Source organism: Micromonospora humidisoli (genome assembly GCF_016900955.1).
Lineage (GTDB): Bacteria > Actinomycetota > Actinomycetes > Mycobacteriales > Micromonosporaceae > Micromonospora > Micromonospora wenchangensis.
Window position 1 is genome coordinate 591,577 of sequence record NZ_JAFEUO010000002.1, and the last position, 18,328, is coordinate 609,904.

Sequence of the window (18,328 nt, forward strand, 5' to 3'; positions counted from 1 at the left end):
CCGATGAGCACCACCTCCCGTGGCTTCGCCGCGCTGGCCGGGGTCACCGCCGCCGTGGTGGCCATCGGCGTCGCCGAGCCGGTCGCCGTCCTCACCGGTCCCCGCTCCGCCCCGCTGATCGCGGTCGGCGGGGTGGTCGTCGACACGGTCCCCGAGCCGCTCAAGCAGTTCGCCATCGACGTCTTCGGCAGGTACGACAAGATCGCCCTGCTGGTGGGTACGGCGGTGCTGCTGGCGGCGTTCGCCGCCGGGATCGGGGTGCTGGCCGCGCGCCGGCTGGCGGTGGGGCTGGTGGGCATCGCGGCGTTCACCGGCCTCGGTGTCGCCGCCGCGCTCACCCGGGCCGGCGCGGATGCCGCCGACGCGCTCCCCGCACTGGTCGGCGGGGGGTTGGGCGGGCTGGTGCTCTGGGCGTTCGTGGCCGGCCCCTGGCAGCTCGACCCGTGGCCCTGGCAGCCGCCCACCCCGCTGTCCGCCACCCCGCCGGCCTCTCCGGGGCCGACCCCCACCGGTCCGGGCAGCGGTCCGCCGTCCGGGTGGGAGCCGTTGGAGTCGACCGACCCGGAGTCCCGGCGGCGGTTCCTGCGTGGTGCGGGCCTGCTCGCGGGCGCGGCGACCGTGGTGGGGCTGGGCGGGCACTGGCTCGCCGGGCGGCGGGGGGTTTCGGCGGCCCGGGAGGCGGTCGCGTTGCCCACCCCGTCGGCGGTGGCGCCGACGGTGCCGGCCGGTGCGGACCTGTCCCTGGCCCAGCTCGCCCCCTACACCACGCCGAACGGCGGCTTCTACCGGATCGACACGGCGCTGGTGGTGCCGCAGGTCGACCCGGAGACCTGGCGGTTGCGCATCCACGGTCGGGTGCGCAACCCGATCGAGCTGACCTTCGCCGAGTTGCTCGCCCGGCCGATGGTGGAGCGGTACGTGACCCTGGCCTGCGTCTCCAACGAGGTGGGCGGGGACCTGATCGGCAACGCCCGCTGGCTGGGCGTACCGATCAAGGAGCTGCTCGACGAGGCGGAGCCGGAGGAGGGGGCCGACCAGGTGGTCGGCCGGTCGGTCGACGGCTGGACCTGCGGCACCCCGACGGCGGCGCTGCGCGACGGGCGGGACGCCCTGCTGGCGGTGGGGATGAACGGCGAGCCGCTGCCCGTCGAGCACGGCTTCCCGGTGCGGATGGTGGTGCCGGGCCTCTACGGGTACGTGTCGGCCTGCAAGTGGGTGACCGAGCTGGAGTTGACCAGCTTCGCCGACTTCGACGCGTACTGGGTGCCGCGTGGCTGGTCGGCGCAGGGGCCGGTGAAGACGCAGTCGCGGATCGACACCCCCCGCGCGCGTAACCGGCTCACCGCGGGCGAGGTGACGGTGGCCGGGGTGGCCTGGGCGCAGCACCGGGGAATCAGCCGGGTCGAGGTACGCGTCGACGGCGGCGCGTGGCAGGAGGCGACCCTCGCCCCGACGGTGTCGGTGGACACCTGGGTGCAGTGGTCGTGGCGGTGGCCGGCGACCCCGGGTGAGCACACCCTCCAGGTGCGGGCGACCGACCGGGACGGCGAGACGCAGACCCCGTTGACCGCGCCGGTCGCCCCGGACGGAGCGACCGGCTGGCACAGCGTCACAGTCACCGTGCGCTGATTCCCCATCAGCGTTAAGTCATCAAGAGTGATCAATGTACGGATAGCCAAAAATTCCTCGGTGATGTCGAGGGTTGAGGCTATGGGAGCGCTCCCGTAACATACCTGACGCGACTGTTAACGTTAACCTAACAACGGCCACCACCAATGTGCAGGTCGCCATCCCGTCAGGAGGGTGTTTTATGTCCAGATCCAGATCGGCCAATGTCGGCCTGGTCTCGGCCGGTGTCGCGTTGCTGGCGTCGGCCACGGTAGTCACCGCGCTGCCCGCAGGCGCGGCGGCGGCGGGATGCTCGGTGAACTACACCGTCTCCTCGGAGTGGGGCGGTGGCTTCGGGGCCAACGTCGCCATCACCAACCTGGGCGACGCGCTGAGCAGTTGGACGCTTACCTGGTCCTTTGCCTCCGGGCAGTCGGTGACCCAGGCGTGGAACGCGACAGTGACGCAGAGCGGCTCGGCGGTGACCGCCAAGAACGTGAGTTACAACGGCGCGATCCCCACCAACGGCTCGGTGTCGTTCGGTTTCAACGGCGCGTGGACGTCGAGCAACCCGGTCCCGACGAGCTTCGCGCTCAACGGGGTGGCCTGCAACGGCGGCACGACGCCGACCAACCCGCCCACCACGCCGCCGACGACCGCGCCGCCGACCACCCCGCCCCCCACCACCCCGCCGCCGACCACGCCCCCGCCGACCACCCCGCCGCCGACGGGCAACTGCGCCCTGCCGACGTCCTACCGCTGGTCGTCGACCGGCCCGCTGGCGCAGCCGAAGGCCGGCTGGGCGTCACTCAAGGACTTCACCATCGCCCCCTACCAGGGCAAGCAGTTGGTGTACGCCACCACCCACAGCAGCAGCGCCACCGGCGGCTGGGGTTCGATGAACTTCGGTCTGGTCGACAACCTCAACCAGCTCAGCACGGCTCCCCAGAACACCATGAGCCAGAGCACCGTCGCGCCGTCGCTGTTCTACTTCGCGCCGAAGAACATCTGGATCCTCGCCCACCAGTGGGGTCCGACGTCGTTCTCGTACCGCACGTCGACCAACCCGGCCAACGCCAATGGCTGGTCGGCCGCGCAGACCCTGTCGACCGCGAAGATCACTGACTCCGGCACCGGCGTGATCGACCAGACGATCATCGGCGACGACCAGAACATGTACCTGTTCTTCGCCGGCGACAACGGCAAGATCTACCGCCAGATCATGCCGATCGGGAACTTCCCGGGCAGCTTCGGCTCCAACTACACCACCATCATGAGCGACACCTCGGAGAACATCTTCGAGGCGCCGCAGGTCTACAAGGTCGCGGGCCGCAACCAGTACCTGATGATCATCGAGGCCCGGACCAGCGGCTGGGAGCGCTACTTCCGCTCGTTCACGGCGACCAGCCTGGGCGGCACCTGGACGCCGAACGCGACGACCTACAACAACCCGTTCGCGGGCAAGGCCAACAGCGGTGCCACCTGGACCAACGACATCAGCCACGGCGAGCTGCTGCGCACCAGCGCGGACCAGACGAACACGATCGACCCGTGCAACCTGCAGCTGCTGTACCAGGGCCGCGCCACGAACTCGGGCGGTGACTACGGCCTCCTGCCGTACCGGCCGGGTCTGCTGACCCTGCAGCGCTGACGGCGTGACGCAGGTGCGGCCCCGCTGTTCCTGACTCCCGCGACCGGTGGCGAACGCCGCACCGGGTGAGCCGCACGACGGCTCGGAGCAGGATCGGGTGCAATGAAGGGGCGGGTCCGGCTGTGCCGGGCCCGCCCCGCTTGTCGTACCTGTCGGCCCGGCGTCGGACCATGGGCCGGGACACGACGAGGCCGCGCTCCGGAGATCGGAGTGCGGCCTCGTCGAGGTGTGCCGGGTCGGTCAGGCGATCTTGCGCTGGGCCGGTACGGCGGTCTTGTGCGAAGCGCCGAGCCGGGCCTCCATGCGGGCGATGTCCACCCGGGTCTGCCGGCGGTCGGCCAGGTCCTCCCAGCCGAGGGCGAGCAGCCGCAGCCGCTCGGACTCGCTGAGGCCACCCCAGACGCCGTACGGCTCCCGCACGGACAGGGCGTGCGCCGCGCACTCGGCCCGCACGGGGCAGGCCTGGCAGACGGACTTGGCACCGGACTCCCGGCGTAGCCGGGACGAACCGCGCTCGCCGTCCGGGTGGAAGAACTGCGCGCTGTCCCGGCCCCGACAGGCGCCGAGACGCTGCCAGTCCCACAGGTCGACGATGGGTCCGGGCAGTCTACGTACGTTCGACATCAGCACCCCTCCTCCCGCGCGGCACCGCGGAGATCCTCGTTGAACCGGCGTCCGGGCTGTGGTCCGCGCTGGCGTACCCCGTTTCCGGCGTGGAGCCTCGGTACCCGAACCCTCGCCGACTCACACGTGTTGAGATCGAAAACCCGAAGCCTTCTGTGGCATATGACCTAAATGTCGGAAAAGTTCAGAGGATTGCCCGGAACCTCCTCCCCGGTGGACCCCGTCATGGTCTGCTCATGTCCGGAGAGGAGACCACCGTGCGTACCGTTCTCGTATGCGTTCGGACACCGATCGCCGCGCAGCAGTTGACCAACGCGGCGGCGCGACTTGGCCTGGCCTCGGTCGTCCGGACAGCCGTCTCCGATCCCGAGGCGATGCTGCGGCTCGCCGAGCGCCCGGTCGACGTGGTGCTCGCCGACACGGCGCTCACCCGCCCGGACAGCGCCGGCTTCGTCCGCCGGGTGCTCGCCCGCGCCCCGCAGGCCGCGGTGCTGCTGCTCGGCACCGAGGAGTCGGAGGCGGCGGCGGCCACCATCAACGCCGGTGCGCGGGGCCTGATCCAGGGCGCCGACCACGACCTGACCAGCGCGGTGGCGAAGGCGCTGCTGCTGCTCGCCGCGCCCGGCCGGCCCGCCCGGCACCGGGTCGCCGACCCCGCCCGGGACACCGCCGCGGTCGGCGCGCCCCCGCGCCCCGGTCGCCCGCCCGCCCCGGGCTGGTCGCCGACGCCGGCCGACGGTACGCCCGGAGCGCCGTCGGTGGTGCCCGTGCAGCGCGGCGACGACGAGGTCGAGGACCCGGAGGGCACCCCGGCCGAGCCGGCCCCGGCCGCCGGGTTGCCCCGCCCGACCCCCGGCACGCGTGCCGGCCGGACCTCGGTCGGGCTGACCGAGCGTGAACTCCAGGTGCTGCTCGGGATGGCCGAGGGCAAGAGCAACGCGGAGATCGGCCGGGAGTTGTTCGTCTCGGAGGACACCGTCAAGACGCACGCCCGGCGGCTGTTCCGTAAACTCGGCGCGCGGGACCGGGCGCACGCGGTGGCTGCCGGCTTCCGCGCCGGCCTGGTCGCCTGACCGCTCCCGTCCCGGACCCGGTCGGTCAGACGGCGGCGAGCCGGGTCGTGCCGGGCGTCAGTCGTCCGGGTCGGTGTCGTCGTCCGCGGACTCGGTGAGCGTGTCGTGCACCCCGTCGGCGTAGCCCCGGGCGTAGTCCCAGGTGACGTAGTGGTCCGGGTCGGGATCGTAGGCCGGCTCGTGCACCCGGGGCCGGCCCGAGCTGAGCAGGTGCCGCAGGTTGCCCCGGAGCAGGTCCCAGTCGAAGTAGTGCGGCTCGCGGCAGTCCTCGCACTCGATGACCAGCCCGCGCACCCCGATCGGGGACAGCAGGGCCTGGTAGATCTCCAGGTCGGCGAGGTCTTCCAGCACGTCCTGCCGCTCGACCTCGGTCAGCGGGTCGAGCGGGGCGTCGTCGCCCGGATCGTCCAGCCCCGCAGCCGGATCGGCCGGGTCGCCGTTGAACGGGTCGATGGGCTCGTCGTGCACCCCCTCACCGTAGACCCAACCCTCGCCGCACGCGCCCCCCGGCGGTCGCTGTGGCATCGCCGACCTCGGCCGGTCACCGGCGAGGGCCGCCCTGCTCAGTGGGTACGATGAGACGACTCGCCGTCACCCCGGCGTGCGCCGGTTGCCGTGCGCGCCGCCTCGCTGAATCCCGTTCGAGCAGCTCAGGGGAGCAATCGTGGAGAATTCGCCCAGCACCGATCTTCCGGCCGGCACCGATCTTCCGGCCGGTGTCGACAGCGGCGAGTGGGGCGGCCATCTGCCGGAGTTGCCGGCCGGGTCGGCGCGGGTGGTGCCGCTCGGTCTGACCTTCGACGACGTGCTGCTCCAGCCCGGCGAGTCGGACGTGGTGCCCAGCCGGGTGAACACCCGTACCCGGCTCACCCGCAACGTGGAGCTGTCCATTCCGCTGCTGTCCAGCGCGATGGACACCGTCACCGAGGCCCGGATGGCGATCGCGATGGCCCGCCAGGGCGGCATCGGCGTGCTGCACCGCAACCTGTCGCTGGAGGACCAGGCGCTCCAGGTCGACCTGGTCAAGCGCTCCGAGTCCGGCATGATCACCAATCCGGTGACGGCCAGCCCCGAGGACACCCTGCGTGAGGTCGACGAGCTGTGCGGCCGTTACCGCATCTCCGGCGTCCCGGTGGTCGACGGCGAGGGCCAGCTGGTGGGCATCGTCACCAACCGGGACATGCGGTTCGTCTCCGACCCGGCCACCCCGGTCCACGCGATCATGACCCGGACGCCGCTGGTCACCGCCCCGGTGGGGGTGAGCAAGGACGACGCGCTCTCCCTGCTGCGTCAGCACAAGGTCGAGAAGCTGCCGATCGTGGACGACTCCGGGCGGCTGCGCGGGCTGATCACCGTCAAGGACTTCACCAAGAGCGAGCAGTACCCGGACGCCACCAAGGACGACGCCGGCCGGCTGCGGGTCGCCGCCGCCATCGGGGTCGGCGAGGACGCCTACAAGCGGGCCCGCACCCTGGTCGACGCCGGTGTCGACGTGCTGATCGTGGACACCGCGCACGGCCACCAGCGGGCCGTGCTGGACATGGTCCGCCGGCTCAAGGCTGACGTCGCGATCGACATCGTGGGCGGCAACGTGGCCACCTACGCCGGGGCGAAGGCCCTGGTCGACGCCGGTGCCGACGGTGTCAAGGTGGGCGTCGGCCCGGGTGCGATCTGCACCACCCGGATCGTCGCCGGGGTCGGGGTGCCGCAGGTGACCGCGATCATGGAGGCGGCCCGCGCGGCCCGTCCGGCCGGCGTCCCGGTGATCGGCGACGGCGGCATCCAGTACTCCGGCGACATCGCCAAGGCCCTGGTGGCCGGCGCCGACACGGTGATGCTCGGCAGCCTGCTGGCCGGCTGCGAGGAGAGCCCCGGTGAGCTGATCTTCGTCAACGGCAAGCAGTTCAAGGCGTACCGGGGGATGGGGTCGCTGGGCGCGATGCAGTCCCGGGGGCAGGCCAAGTCGTACAGCAAGGACCGCTACTTCCAGCAGGACGTGCTCAGCGACGACAAGCTGGTGCCGGAGGGCGTGGAGGGCCAGGTGCCCTACCGGGGGCCGCTGTCCCGGGTGGCCCACCAGCTCGTCGGCGGGCTGCGGCTGGCGATGGGGTACGCCGGTGCGGAGAACATCACCGACCTGCACCACCGGGGCCAGCTCATCCGGATCACCGCGGCCGGGCTCAAGGAGAGCCACCCGCACGACATCCAGATGACCGTCGAGGCCCCCAACTACCACACCCGCTGACCCACCACCCCAAACCACCTGGAGTCCCTCATGCGTGACGTGGTCGAGATCGGGCTGGGCAAGACCGCGCAGCGCGGCTACCACCTGGACGACATCGCCATCGTGCCCAGCCGGCGGACCAGGGACGTCGACGACGTCTCCACCGGCTGGCAGCTCGACGCCTACCAGTTCGACATCCCCTGCGTCGGCCATCCGTCGGACGCCACCATGAGCCCCGCCTCGGCGGTCCGGCTCGGGCAGCTCGGCGGCCTGGGCGTGCTCAACGTCGAGGGCCTGTGGACCCGCTACGAGAACCCGACCAAGGTGCTGGAGGAGCTGGCCGGGCTGGGCGAGGACGCCCGCGCGACCAAGCGGCTCCAGGAGGTCTACGCCGAGCCGATCCGCCCCGACCTGATCGCCGAGCGGGTCCGCGAGCTGCGGGCCGGCGGCAGCACGGTGGCGGTGCGGGTGTCCCCGCAGCACACCCTCGCGCTGGCCCCGGTGATCCTGGACGCGGGCGTCGACATCCTGGTCATCCAGGGCACCATCGTCTCGGCCGAGCACGTCTCGACCACCGACGAGCCGTTGAACCTCAAGGAGTTCATCGCCGACCTCGACCTACCGGTGGTCGTCGGCGGCTGCACCGACTACAAGACGGCGCTGCACCTGATGCGTACCGGCGCCGCCGGGGTGATCGTCGGCATCGGCGGTGACGACTGGTCGACGAGCGAGTCGGTGCTCGGTATCCGGGTGCCGATGGCCACCGCGATCGCGGACGCCGCCGCGGCCCGCCGCGACTACCTCGACGAGACCGGTGGACGCTACGTGCACCTCATCGCCGACGGCGACATCCAGACCTCGGGCGACATCGCCAAGGCGCTCGGCTGCGGCGCGGACGCGGTGATGCTCGGCGAGCCGCTGTCGCTGTGCGAGGAGGCCCCGGCCGGCGGTGCCTGGTGGCACTCGGCGGCCAGCCACCCGTCGCTGCCGCGCGGCGCGTTCGAGGTGGCCGGCGAGCCGCTCGGTTCGATGGAACGGCTGCTGTTCGGCCCGGCCGACGAGCCGGACGGCCAGCTCAACCTGTTCGGTGGGCTGCGTCGCGCGATGGCCAAGTGCGGCTACCGCGACCTCAAGGAGTTCCAGCGGGTCGGGCTGGTCCTCGACCGCTGACCCGGGTCCGTCCCGGCCGGCCGGTCCCGTCGTGGGCCGGCCGGCCGTACCGTCGTCAGGCGTTGCGGCCACGCGGGGTCGGCCGGATCGGTAGGCTGCGCGGACGGCGGCGGTGAACGGGGGACGAAGGTGGCCATCAGCCGGAACCGGCGCGGGCTCGCGCTGCTCGTCACCGGGGCGCTCGCCCTGGCCGGCTGCACCGCCGACCCGGCACCCCGGCGGGAATCCCGGTCGACCCCGACGCCCGGGGCGACCCCGAGCGTGACCCCCGGCCCGGCGGGCGTGGGCGACCCGTACTTCCCGACCGCCGGCAACAGCGGGTACGACGTCGAGCGGTACACCCTCAAGGTCCGCTACGACCCGGCCAGCGACGAGTTGCGCGGCGACGCCACCGTCCGGGCCACCGCGGGGGCCGACCTGCCGCTGTTCCACCTCGACCTGGCCGGGCTGACGGTGCGTCGGGTGACCGTGGACGGCGTCCCGGCCCGGCACACCCGCGAGGGGACCGAGCTGGTGGTCACCCCGGCCGCGCCGGTCCGCGCCGGGGCGGCCTTCACCGTCCAGGTCGGGTACGACGGCCGGCCGGAGCCGCTGCGCAACGAGACGATCGGCGAGGGCGGCTGGCTGCACACCGCCGACGGCGCGGTCGCGCTCGGCCAACCCGAGTCGGCGAGCACCTGGTTCCCGGTCAACGACCACCCCTCGGACAAGGCCGCCTACGACTTCGAGATCACCGTGCCCAAGGGGCTGGTCGCGGTCGCCAACGGGGTGCCCGGGGGGCAACGTCCGGCGGCCGGTGGTTTCACCACGTGGCGCTGGTCGGAGGCCGCCCCGATGGCCAGCTACCTGAGTACGGTGGTGATCGGGAAATACCGCACCAGCACCGGCGAGCACCAGGGCCGGCCGGTGTTCAGCGCGGTCGCCAGCAGCCTGCCCCGGGGGGCCGCCGACGACTCGATCGCCCGCACCGTGGCGGTCGCCGACTACCTGGAGAGCGTCTTCGGGCCGTACCCGTTCGCGGCGTACGGCGGGGTGGTGGTCGACGAGCCCCGGATCAGGTACGCGTTGGAGACGCAGAGCCGGCCGGTCTACTCGGCCAACTTCTTCCGGGGCGGTGAGAACACCGGGGTGGTCGCGCACGAGCTGGCCCACCAGTGGTTCGGCGACAGCGTGTCGGTGGCCCGCTGGGCGGACATCTGGCTCAACGAGGGGCTGGCCACGTACGCCGAGTGGCTGTGGGCCGAGCACGAGGGCCGGGACACCGCGCAGGCCACCTTCGACCAGGAGTACACCACCGCCGACGACGCGGTGTGGCGGGTGCCGCCGGCCGCGCCCGGGGCGGCCAACCTGTTCAGCGAGTCGGTCTACCAGCGGGGCGCGATGGCGGTGCACGCGCTGCGGGTGACGGTCGGCGACGACGCGTTCTTCCGCCTGCTGAAGACGTGGGCGGCGGAGAAGCGCAACGGCAACGCCACCACCGCCGAGTTCGTGGCGACCGCCGAGCGGGTCTGCGGGCAGCAGCTCGACGACCTCTTCGCCGCCTGGTTGTACGGCACCGAGCGGCCCGGCCCGCCCACCCGCCGCTGACCGCCGACGCCTGCGGTCAGTTCTTCACCCGCAGCTCGGGGTGGGCGTCGAGGTACTTCTCGGCGTCGCCGGCCTTGAGCGCGGGCAGGAAGCCCTTGCCGACGCCGGTCAGCTGCTCGCCGCGGTAGCTGCTGCCCTTGCCCACCCCGTCGCCGGGCAGCCCGACCAGGGTGATCCGGTCGGCGCTCAGCCCACCCAGGGCGTACGCCAGGTCGACGATGCGGGGGCCGCCGGCGTAGACCAGGGTGTCGCCGAGCGCCGACACCACCTGCTCCACCCGGTCGGGCTGGCGGGCCAGGTTCTCGTTGAGGATCTTGGCGGCCAACGCCCGGAGGAGCTGCTGCTGGTGGCGCTGCCGGGCGTAGTCGCCGCCGGTGATGTAGCGCTGCCTGGCGTAGTCCAGCGCCTGCCAGCCGTTGAGGTGCCGCTCGCCCTTTTCGTAGACCATCTGCGGGCCGGTGTACCCGCCGCCGCCCGGGGCCGGTTCTCGGTATCTGCCGTCCGGCCGGCGGTGCAGCGAGGGAACCCGCTGGTCGACGTAGAGGTCGACCCCGCCGAGGCTGTCGACCAGCCGGTCGAAGCCGTTGAAGGTGACCACCGCGCCGGCGTCGAAGCGCAGCCCGGTGTACCCGCTGACCGTGCTGCGCAGTAGCTCGTACCCCTGGGCGGCGCTGGGGTTCTTGGGTTTGCCCGGCACCCGGCTGCCGTAGCTCATCGCGTGGGTGAGCTTCGTCCGGCCGCCCCGGTAACCCGACTTCGGGAACGCCGGGATGTCGACCACCAGGTCGCGGGGGAGCGAGAAGAGGTATGCCCGGTCCAGTCCGGCCGGCACGTGCAGGATCAGCACCGCGTCGCCGTGCGGTTCCCAGCCGGGCACGCTGACCCGGGTGTCCACCCCGACCAGGAGCAGGTTGAGCGGGCCGGTGATCGAGGCCCCGGGGGGCGGGGTCGGGCTGGGGGTGGGGCTCGGCGTCGGCGTCGGGCCGGCGGTCGTGGCGGCCGGCCCGGCCGTACGCCGTGGCCCGTCATCGCGGACCACCCGGGTCACCACCAGGGCGGCCACCCCCACCAGGACGACCACGGCCAGGGCGGCCAGCCCCCACACCCAGCGTGGTCGTCCCGTTCCGGTTTCCTGAGTCATCGCTCGCCACCCCCGTCTGCACAACGCTTCGACCGGGCCTCCGGGTTGCGGGCGTCGATCGGCGACGGTGAGCATGATCGCGCGAAATCCCGCACTGGCGCGATGGCTACCCGCGGGTAATGATGCGTTGATGCGGTACGACGTGCTCGTCATCGGCTCCGGCTTCGGCGGTAGCGTCAGCGCGCTGCGGCTGGCCGAGAAGGGCTACACCGTCGGGGTGCTGGAGGCGGGCCGGCGGTTCGCCGACGACGAGTTCCCGCAGACCTCCTGGCGGCTGCGCCGGTTCCTCTGGGCCCCCCGGCTGGGCTGTTACGGGCTGCAACGGATCACCCTGCTCCGCCCGGCCGAACGGAGGACCGGCGGCGGGGTGCTGGTGCTCTCCGGCGCCGGCGTCGGCGGCGGCTCCCTGGTCTACGCGAACACCCTCTACCGGCCACCGGACGCCTTCTACACCGATCCGCAGTGGCGCGACGTCACCGACTGGCGGGCCGAACTCGCCAGCCACTACGACCAGGCCGGCCGGATGCTCGGGGTCACCACGTACCCCCGGCACACCGGCGCGGACCGGGCGATGCGGGCGGTGGCCGAGCGGATGGGGGTCGGGCACACCTTCGTGCCGACCCCGGTGGGGGTGCACCTCGGCCGGCCCGGGCAGCGGGTGGCGGACCCGTACTTCGGCGGGGCCGGCCCGGAGCGCACCGGCTGCACGCACTGCGGGTCGTGCCTGACCGGCTGCCGGCACGGTGCCAAGAACACCCTGGTCAAGAACTACCTGTGGCTGGCCGAACGGCTCGGCGCGCGGGTCCACCCGCTGACCACGGTCACCGCCGTGCGGCCGGCCGACGGCGGCGGCTACCTGGTGCACACCGTACGGACCGGGGCCTGGCTGCGGCGGCGACGCCAGGTGTTCCACGCCGACCAGGTGGTCTTCGCGGCCGGGGCGCTCGGCACCCAGCGGCTGCTGCACGCGATGAAGCAGACCGGCGCGCTGCCCCACCTGTCGGACCGCCTCGGCGCGCTGACCCGCACCAACTCGGAGGCGATCCTCGGCGCGTCGGTCGACCGGCGGCAGGCCCGGCGGCGGGGGCTGGACTTCACCGACGGGGTGGCGATCACCAGCTCGTTCCATCCCGACCCGCAGACCCACGTCGAGCCGGTCCGCTACGGCCGGGGCGCGAACGCGATGGGGCTGCTCCAGTCGCTGCTGGTCGACGGCGGCCCGCACCGGGTCCGGCGCTGGCTGGCCGGCCTGGCCCGGCACCCGGGGCAGGCCGCCCGGATGCTGTCGGTGCGGCACTGGTCCGAGCGGACGGTCATCGCGTTGGTGATGCAGTCGGTCGACAACTCGCTGACCACTCGGTGGCGGCGGGGGTGGCTGGGCCGGCGGCGGCTGGTCTCCGGGCCGGGGCACGGCACACCGAACCCGACCTGGATTCCGGCCGGCAACCGGGCCGCCCGACTGCTCGCCGAGGAGGTCGGCGGCACCCCGGGCGGGGCGTTGACCGAACCGTTCGACATCCCGCTGACCGCGCACCTGCTCGGCGGGGCGGTGATCGGCGGGACCCCGGCCGACGGGGTGATCGACCCCTGGCACCGGGTGTACGGCCATCCGGGGCTGCACGTGGTCGACGGGGCGGCGGTCTCGGCCAACCTCGGGGTGAACCCGTCGCTGACGATCACCGCGCAGGCGGAGCGGGCGATGTCGTACTGGCCGAACAAGGGCGAAGCGGACCCCCGGCCGCCGCTCGGGTCGGCGTACACCCGGGTGGCGGCGGTGGTGCCCCGGCACCCGGCGGTCCCGGCGGACGCCCCCGGCGCGCTGCGCACCGACCGGTGCTGACCGGGCCCGGCGCGCCCGGGGGCGGCCCGTGCCCGGGGCGGGTGTGACTGTCGGTAGGCTTTGCCCACATGAGCACGCCTCGCCCCGTCCTCGTGGTGGACTTCGGAGCCCAGTACGCCCAGCTCATCGCGCGCCGAGTGCGCGAGGCGAAGGTCTATTCGGAGATCGTCCCGCACTCCATGCCGGTCGCCGAGATGCTGGCGAAGGACCCGGCCGCGATCATCCTGTCCGGCGGCCCGTCCAGCGTCTACGCCCCGGACGCCCCACAGATCGACGCCGGCCTGTTCGACGCGGGCGTGCCGGTCTTCGGCATCTGCTACGGCTTCCAGGCGATGGCCCAGGCGCTCGGCGGCACGGTCGCCCGGACCGGCAACCGGGAGTACGGCGGCACCCCGCTGCGTCCCCGGCTGCTCGACCCGGGGGTGCTGCTGCGGGATCTGCCGGCGGACCTGCCGGTCTGGATGAGTCACGGCGACGCGGTGACCGAGGCCCCCGCCGGGTTCACGGTGACCGCCGAGTCGGCGGGTGCCCCGGTCGCCGCCTTCGAGGACCTGGCCGGCCGCCGGGCCGGTGTGCAGTTCCACCCCGAGGTGGGGCACACCGCGCAGGGGCAGGAGATGCTCCGCCGCTTCCTCTACGACATCGCCGGCATCGAGCCCACCTGGACGCCGCAGAACATCATCGACGAGCAGGTGGCCCGGATCCGGGCCCAGGTCGGCGACAAGGAGGTCATCTGCGGCCTGTCCGGCGGGGTCGACTCGGCGGTCGCCGCCGCGCTGGTTCACGAGGCGGTCGGTGACCAGCTCACCTGCGTCTTCGTCGACCACGGCCTGCTGCGCGCCGGCGAGGCCGAGCAGGTGGAGAAGGACTACGTCGCGGCCACCGGCATCAAGCTGAAGGTGGTCGACGCGGCCGACCGGTTCCTCGGCGCGCTGGCCGGGGTGACCGACCCCGAGCAGAAGCGCAAGATCATCGGTCGGGAGTTCATCCGGGTCTTCGAGGCCGCCGCCCGCGAGGTCGCTGCGCACGGCGACGTCGAGTTCCTGGTGCAGGGCACCCTCTACCCGGACGTGGTCGAGTCCGGCGGCGGCACCGGCACCGCCAACATCAAGAGCCACCACAACGTCGGCGGCCTCCCGGACGACCTGAAGTTCGCCCTGGTCGAGCCGCTGCGCACGCTGTTCAAGGACGAGGTCCGCGCGCTCGGGCTCCAGCTGGGCCTGCCCGAGGCGATGGTCTGGCGGCACCCGTTCCCCGGGCCGGGGCTGGCCATCCGGATCATCGGCGCGGTCGACCGGGAGCGGCTGGCGCTGCTGCGCCAGGCCGACCTGATCGCCCGGGAGGAGCTGACGGCCGCCGGCCTGGACCGGGGCGTCTGGCAGTTCCCGGTGGTGCTCCTGGCCGACGTGCGCAGCGTCGGGGTGCAGGGTGACGGGCGCAGCTACGGGCATCCCGTGGTGCTGCGCCCGGTCTCCAGCGAGGACGCGATGACCGCCGACTGGTCCCGGCTGCCCTACGAGGTGGTGGCCCGGATCTCCACCCGGATCACCAACGAGGTCGCCGAGGTCAACCGGGTGGTCCTGGACGTGACCAGCAAGCCGCCGGGCACCATCGAGTGGGAGTGAGCCGGGCTCAGCCGGCCGTCGGCGGGGTCGTCGGCGGCTGCGGCCAGGTGGTGGGAGCGGTCGCCGCCGGGTCCGTCGGGTGCGGCCAGGCCGGCGCGCCGGCCGGCTCTTCGGGCATCAGGAACCACATGATCGGGTACGCCAGCGCGGCGAGACCGCCGGTGACCAGGGTCGCCACCGCGAACAGCACCCGGACCAGGGTGGGGTCGACGGCGAAGTAGCGACCGAGGCCGCTGGCAACGCCGGCCACCATCCGGTCGGTGGTCGGCCTGCGGAGTTGCTTGTACGGGGCGTGGGGGGTGCTCGTCGAGGTCATGTCTCCACGGTCCGCGCCGGACGCCCCGTCGACCTCGGTGACCGCCCGGAGGCATACCCTGATCGATCCCTGAGTAGCCAGCCCTGAGTCAGGAATCCGACTCTTTTCCGCGTCGGTAACGCTACCCGGGGAGAATTTGGCCCCGTGACCACCTTGCTGGAGCCGCTCCGCAGGATCGCGGCATATGCAGTCTGTGCTGATTCAGTCGGCCGAGTGTTGCTGGTCCGCGCATCGGAGCGCTCCGGCACCCCCGGCGTATGGTCCCTGCCCGGTGGGGCGGTCGACCACGGCGAGGACCCGAACCACACGGTCGTCCGGGAGACCGCCGCCGAGACCGGCCTCTCCGTCGCCGTCGCCGGCCTGGCGGACGTCCTGGCCGACATGCGTGCCCTGCCCGAGCGGGGCATCACCATCCACACCGACCGCCTGATCTACCAGGTGTCGGTACGCGGCGGCACCCTCACCGACCGGGTGGACCGCTCCACCGACCTGGCCCGTTGGTACACCCTCGACGAGGCGCGGGAGCTGCCGCTACGGGCCTTCACCGCCCGCGCGCTGGGGCTGCCGGCGTCCTCGGCCGACGTGGTTCCCGACGAGGCCCCCGAGTTCCCCTCGTTCTACGCCGTGCCCGGCCCGGACGGGCTGCACCGGGCGCAGCGTTTCGCCGCGTACGCGGTGGCCACCGACCCGGAGGGCCGGGTGCTGCTGACCCGGGTCTCCGACGGCTACCCGGGCGCGGGCTGCTGGCACCTGCCCGGCGGGGGCACCGACTACGGCGAGCAGCCGGGCGCGGCGCTGATCCGGGAACTGGTCGAGGAGACCGGGCAGACCGGCCGGCTGGTCGAGCTGCTCGGGGTGGCCAGCCACCGCGACGCCGCCTCGCTCGGCCCGGAGGGCTATCCGATCGACTGGCACGGCGTGCGGGCCTTCTACCGGGTGATGGTCGACCAGCCCGCCCCGCCGACCGTCACCGACGTGGGCGGCTCCACCTGCGAGGCCCGCTGGTTCGCCCGGGACGAGTTGGGTGCCCTGCCCACCGACCGGCTCACCGAGGTCACCGCCGAGGCCGTCCAGGCCGCCCGGCTCACCGCCTGACCTGCCCCGCCCGCCGGCGGCGTCGGCCCGGCACGACGGCGCCCGCCCCGCCCGGACTACCGCTAGCCTCATGATCGACGGCGGAGCGCGGGCGGGGGAGGGTGACGTGCAGGGGCGACGACGGATCGCGGCGTACGGCTGGTGTGCGGACGAATCCGGCCGGGTGCTGCTGGTACGCGGTGCCGGCGACGGCAGCGGTGCGGCGGCGTCCGATCCGGCGGCGGTGCTCTGGCGGCTGCCCGGGGGTGCCGTGCGGCACGCGGAGCATCCGGCCGACACCGTGGTCCGCGCGTACGCCGGGCAGGTCGGGTTGGTCGTGGTGGTGGCCGGGATACGTGCCGCCGTCGCCGACCTGACCGCTGCGGACCCGGCGGACGCCGCAGGGCCGGTGCACACCGACCGGTTGGTGTTCGACGTCACGATCCCGGGTGACCTGCCGGTGGCCGGGGCGACGCCACCGCCGGGGGTCGGCGGGGGCGACGGCCCCGGTGAGCTGGTCTGGTGCACCCCGCAGGAGGCGGCGACGCTGCCGCTGGCGTCGTTCACCGCCGATCTGCTCGGCCTGCCCGGCCCGCAGCCTCCGGTCGGCCCGGAACCCGGTGCGCCGGTCGCGCCGGCGGTGGTGGAGTCGACTGACCGGCGGCAGCGGTTCGCCGCGTACGGGCTGGTCACCGATCCTGACGGGCGGGTGCTGCTCACGCTGATCGCGCCCGGCTATCCGGGTGCCGGACTCTGGCATCTGCCGGGCGGCGGGACCGATCACGGTGAGCAACCGGTCGACGGTCTGTTACGGGAACTGGTGGAGGAATCGGGTCAGCGGGGCCGGGTCGACAGGCTGATCCTGGCCGACAATCTACACAATCCGGGTGCGGTGGGCCCTGAGGGCCGGCCGTTGGACTGGCACGGCGTACGGGTGATCTACCGGGTGCTGGTCGACGAGCCGACCGGGCCGGTGGTGACCGAACAGGCCGGAGGATCGACGGCCGACGCTGCATGGTTCACGTATGCCCAGCTCAGCGGCCTGAAGATGACCGACGTCGCGATGTTGGCCGCCAGGTGGCCGGTCGGCTGACGGACGCTCGACGAGCCGACTGGGTGGTGCTCCGGTAAAGTCGGCCCTGCGGTTGGCGAAGAAAATGGGCGATGAAGCCCGAAAAACGGACCCGAAAGTCCGAGATGGGAACAAGGCAGCGGTTTGCGCGGTTAACGAGGTTATAAGTACCGCCGGCAGCTATCGCCAACCACCACGCCGCTGTGCAATGGTGTACTCCGCTTGAACGGCTGCCGGGCCAGAAGCGGTCCGGCACGAGACAGCCGGACACCCGCCCGCACGGGCGGCCAGCCGATCCGGTGATGGAGGAAACGTGCCGAGAGCCCCATGGCGCCGGCGTCGTACGACTGACAGTCCGCGCCCCGCAGGGCGTCGCTGGGCGGGCCGGTTGCGCCGCAGCAGCACATTCGCCCGCCAGGTACTGCTGGTTCGGGTGGGTCGCCGGGACGGTGACCAGCTCAACGGCACCGACCTGGTTCTTCCCGAGCACCGCGTCGACCGCCAGCGTCGCCGGTACGGCTTCGACCGTCGCGGCATCACCCTCGACCGCGCCGAGATCGAGGCGGTCGCCCCGGTCAGCCCGGCCCTGGGCCCCACCACATCGGTCGACGACTCGCCGGCGATGGCGATCCCGCTGCTCCCCGGCGCGCGTACCCCCGCCCGGCGGATGAAGTTCGCGCTGGTCAACGCCTGCACCCTGGCCAGCCTGGTGCTCGGCATCAACGCCATCTTCGTCGCCATGAACGGCCAGCCCCGGCTCGCGGCCCTGCTGCTGATCGCCTGTGTCGTCTTCGACGGCCTCGACGGCGCGCTCGCCCGCAAGTTCGGCGTGGCCAGCCCGTTCGGCGCGCAGATGGACTCGCTCGCCGACATGTGCTCCTTCGGCCTGGCCGCCCCGGTGGTGGTCTACGCCTCGCTGGCCGGATCGGCCCCCGCTCCTGCGGCGGCGGTCGCGGCAGCGCTCGTGGCGTCCTGCGCCGCGATCCGGCTCGCCCGGTTCAACGTCTCGCCCAAGGACGGCCGGTTCTTCTGCGGTGTGCCCACCACGATGGCGGCGGCGGTGCTCGCGCTCGGTGTGGCCATCGGGCTGCCGCTGCCGGCGACCGTGCAGATCGGCGGGGTGGCGCTGCTCGCCTTCGCGATGGTCTCCAGCTTCCCGTACGCCAAGCTGGCCCGGCTGGTCAAGCTGCCGCCGTGGCTCTGGCTGGCCCCGGCCGTCGGCGCGCTGGTCGACATCCGGCTCACCTTCGCCCTCGTGGTGGTGGGCTACCTGGTCAGCGGGCCGCTGCTCTGGCTGCACCAGCGCCGCACCGCCTGACCCGT

At 73.1% G+C, this 18,328-nt stretch carries 15 protein-coding genes; 11 read left to right on the forward strand and 4 right to left on the reverse strand.

Features of this window, described 5'->3' with window-relative positions; all coding sequences use genetic code 11:
* Positions 1–3: 3 nt before the first annotated feature.
* The gene (locus JQN84_RS08175; protein WP_204957755.1) at positions 4–1,629 is read left to right on the forward strand and encodes a molybdopterin-dependent oxidoreductase; all 1,626 of its coding nucleotides are present in this window, start codon (positions 4–6) and stop codon (positions 1,627–1,629) included.
* A gap of 181 nt (positions 1,630–1,810) precedes the next feature.
* On the forward strand, positions 1,811–3,259 hold the full coding sequence (locus JQN84_RS08180) for a non-reducing end alpha-L-arabinofuranosidase family hydrolase (RefSeq protein WP_204957756.1): 1,449 nt from the start codon (positions 1,811–1,813) through the stop codon (positions 3,257–3,259).
* Between the two features lie 240 nt (positions 3,260–3,499).
* Here the strand turns inward: JQN84_RS08180 and JQN84_RS08185 are convergent, their stop codons facing one another.
* Positions 3,500–3,883, reverse strand: coding sequence for a WhiB family transcriptional regulator (locus JQN84_RS08185; protein WP_088645816.1), 384 nt, complete (start codon positions 3,881–3,883; stop codon positions 3,500–3,502).
* Positions 3,884–4,140: 257 nt separating this feature from the next.
* Here JQN84_RS08185 and JQN84_RS08190 point away from each other — a divergent pair, with 257 nt between their 5' ends.
* Positions 4,141–4,956: a helix-turn-helix domain-containing protein gene (locus JQN84_RS08190; RefSeq protein WP_204957757.1), complete on the forward strand. Its 816-nt coding sequence runs from the start codon at positions 4,141–4,143 to the stop codon at positions 4,954–4,956.
* Between the two features lie 57 nt (positions 4,957–5,013).
* On the opposite strand, the gene JQN84_RS08195 is transcribed toward JQN84_RS08190, so the two are convergent.
* The gene (locus JQN84_RS08195) at positions 5,014–5,424 is read right to left on the reverse strand and encodes a DUF5319 domain-containing protein (RefSeq protein ID WP_204957758.1); all 411 of its coding nucleotides are present in this window, start codon (positions 5,422–5,424) and stop codon (positions 5,014–5,016) included.
* A gap of 196 nt (positions 5,425–5,620) precedes the next feature.
* Here JQN84_RS08195 and guaB point away from each other — a divergent pair, with 196 nt between their 5' ends.
* The 3 genes from guaB to JQN84_RS08210 all read left to right on the forward strand — a co-directional run bounded on the left by guaB (position 5,621) and on the right by JQN84_RS08210 (position 9,937).
* Positions 5,621–7,201, forward strand: a complete 1,581-nt coding sequence (gene guaB / locus JQN84_RS08200; RefSeq protein ID WP_204957759.1) for an IMP dehydrogenase — start codon at positions 5,621–5,623, stop codon at positions 7,199–7,201.
* A 30-nt stretch (positions 7,202–7,231) separates the two neighbouring features.
* Positions 7,232–8,350 (forward strand): GuaB3 family IMP dehydrogenase-related protein, encoded by a 1,119-nt coding sequence (locus JQN84_RS08205; RefSeq protein WP_088645785.1) that lies wholly within the window; start codon positions 7,232–7,234, stop codon positions 8,348–8,350.
* Between the two features lie 135 nt (positions 8,351–8,485).
* Entirely contained in the window at positions 8,486–9,937 is a 1,452-nt protein-coding gene (locus JQN84_RS08210; protein ID WP_204958182.1) for a M1 family metallopeptidase, read from the forward strand.
* A gap of 16 nt (positions 9,938–9,953) precedes the next feature.
* Here JQN84_RS08210 and JQN84_RS08215 read toward each other — a convergent pair whose 3' ends face one another.
* A complete protein-coding gene (locus tag JQN84_RS08215) occupies positions 9,954–11,078 on the reverse strand; it encodes an LCP family protein (RefSeq protein WP_204957760.1) in 1,125 nt (374 codons plus the stop codon).
* A gap of 130 nt (positions 11,079–11,208) precedes the next feature.
* Between JQN84_RS08215 and JQN84_RS08220 the strand changes: the two genes are divergently transcribed.
* Positions 11,209–12,918, forward strand: coding sequence for an FAD-dependent oxidoreductase (locus tag JQN84_RS08220; protein ID WP_204957761.1), 1,710 nt, complete (start codon positions 11,209–11,211; stop codon positions 12,916–12,918).
* A gap of 68 nt (positions 12,919–12,986) precedes the next feature.
* Positions 12,987–14,543 (forward strand): glutamine-hydrolyzing GMP synthase, encoded by a 1,557-nt coding sequence (gene guaA, locus JQN84_RS08225; RefSeq protein ID WP_204957762.1) that lies wholly within the window; start codon positions 12,987–12,989, stop codon positions 14,541–14,543.
* A gap of 7 nt (positions 14,544–14,550) precedes the next feature.
* Here guaA and JQN84_RS08230 read toward each other — a convergent pair whose 3' ends face one another.
* On the reverse strand, positions 14,551–14,859 hold the full coding sequence (locus JQN84_RS08230; RefSeq protein WP_204957763.1) for a PspC domain-containing protein: 309 nt from the start codon (positions 14,857–14,859) through the stop codon (positions 14,551–14,553).
* 144 nt (positions 14,860–15,003) lie between these two features.
* Between JQN84_RS08230 and JQN84_RS08235 the strand changes: the two genes are divergently transcribed.
* The 3 genes from JQN84_RS08235 (at position 15,004) to JQN84_RS08245 (ending at position 18,323) form a co-directional block, all read left to right on the forward strand.
* On the forward strand, positions 15,004–15,954 hold the full coding sequence (locus tag JQN84_RS08235) for an NUDIX hydrolase (protein WP_088645791.1): 951 nt from the start codon (positions 15,004–15,006) through the stop codon (positions 15,952–15,954).
* 70 nt (positions 15,955–16,024) lie between these two features.
* On the forward strand, positions 16,025–17,026 hold the full coding sequence (locus JQN84_RS08240) for an NUDIX domain-containing protein (protein ID WP_239484972.1): 1,002 nt from the start codon (positions 16,025–16,027) through the stop codon (positions 17,024–17,026).
* A 367-nt stretch (positions 17,027–17,393) separates the two neighbouring features.
* The gene (locus JQN84_RS08245; protein WP_204957764.1) at positions 17,394–18,323 is read left to right on the forward strand and encodes a CDP-alcohol phosphatidyltransferase family protein; all 930 of its coding nucleotides are present in this window, start codon (positions 17,394–17,396) and stop codon (positions 18,321–18,323) included.
* The last annotated feature ends 5 nt before the right edge of the window (positions 18,324–18,328 follow it).

Excerpts from the sequence above, each read along its gene's own strand:
- JQN84_RS08175 (WP_204957755.1), top strand. The coding sequence starts at position 4 with ATGAGCACCACCTCCCGTGGCTTCGCCGCGCTGGCCGGGGTCACCGCC.
- JQN84_RS08180 (WP_204957756.1), top strand. The coding sequence starts at position 1,811 with ATGTCCAGATCCAGATCGGCCAATGTCGGCCTGGTCTCGGCCGGTGTC.
- JQN84_RS08185 (WP_088645816.1), bottom strand. The coding sequence starts at position 3,883 with ATGTCGAACGTACGTAGACTGCCCGGACCCATCGTCGACCTGTGGGAC.
- JQN84_RS08205 (WP_088645785.1), top strand. The coding sequence starts at position 7,232 with ATGCGTGACGTGGTCGAGATCGGGCTGGGCAAGACCGCGCAGCGCGGC.
- JQN84_RS08215 (WP_204957760.1), bottom strand. The coding sequence starts at position 11,078 with ATGACTCAGGAAACCGGAACGGGACGACCACGCTGGGTGTGGGGGCTG.
- JQN84_RS08220 (WP_204957761.1), top strand. The coding sequence starts at position 11,209 with ATGCGGTACGACGTGCTCGTCATCGGCTCCGGCTTCGGCGGTAGCGTC.
- guaA (WP_204957762.1), top strand. The coding sequence starts at position 12,987 with ATGAGCACGCCTCGCCCCGTCCTCGTGGTGGACTTCGGAGCCCAGTAC.
- JQN84_RS08230 (WP_204957763.1), bottom strand. The coding sequence starts at position 14,859 with ATGACCTCGACGAGCACCCCCCACGCCCCGTACAAGCAACTCCGCAGG.
- JQN84_RS08240 (WP_239484972.1), top strand. The coding sequence starts at position 16,025 with ATGATCGACGGCGGAGCGCGGGCGGGGGAGGGTGACGTGCAGGGGCGA.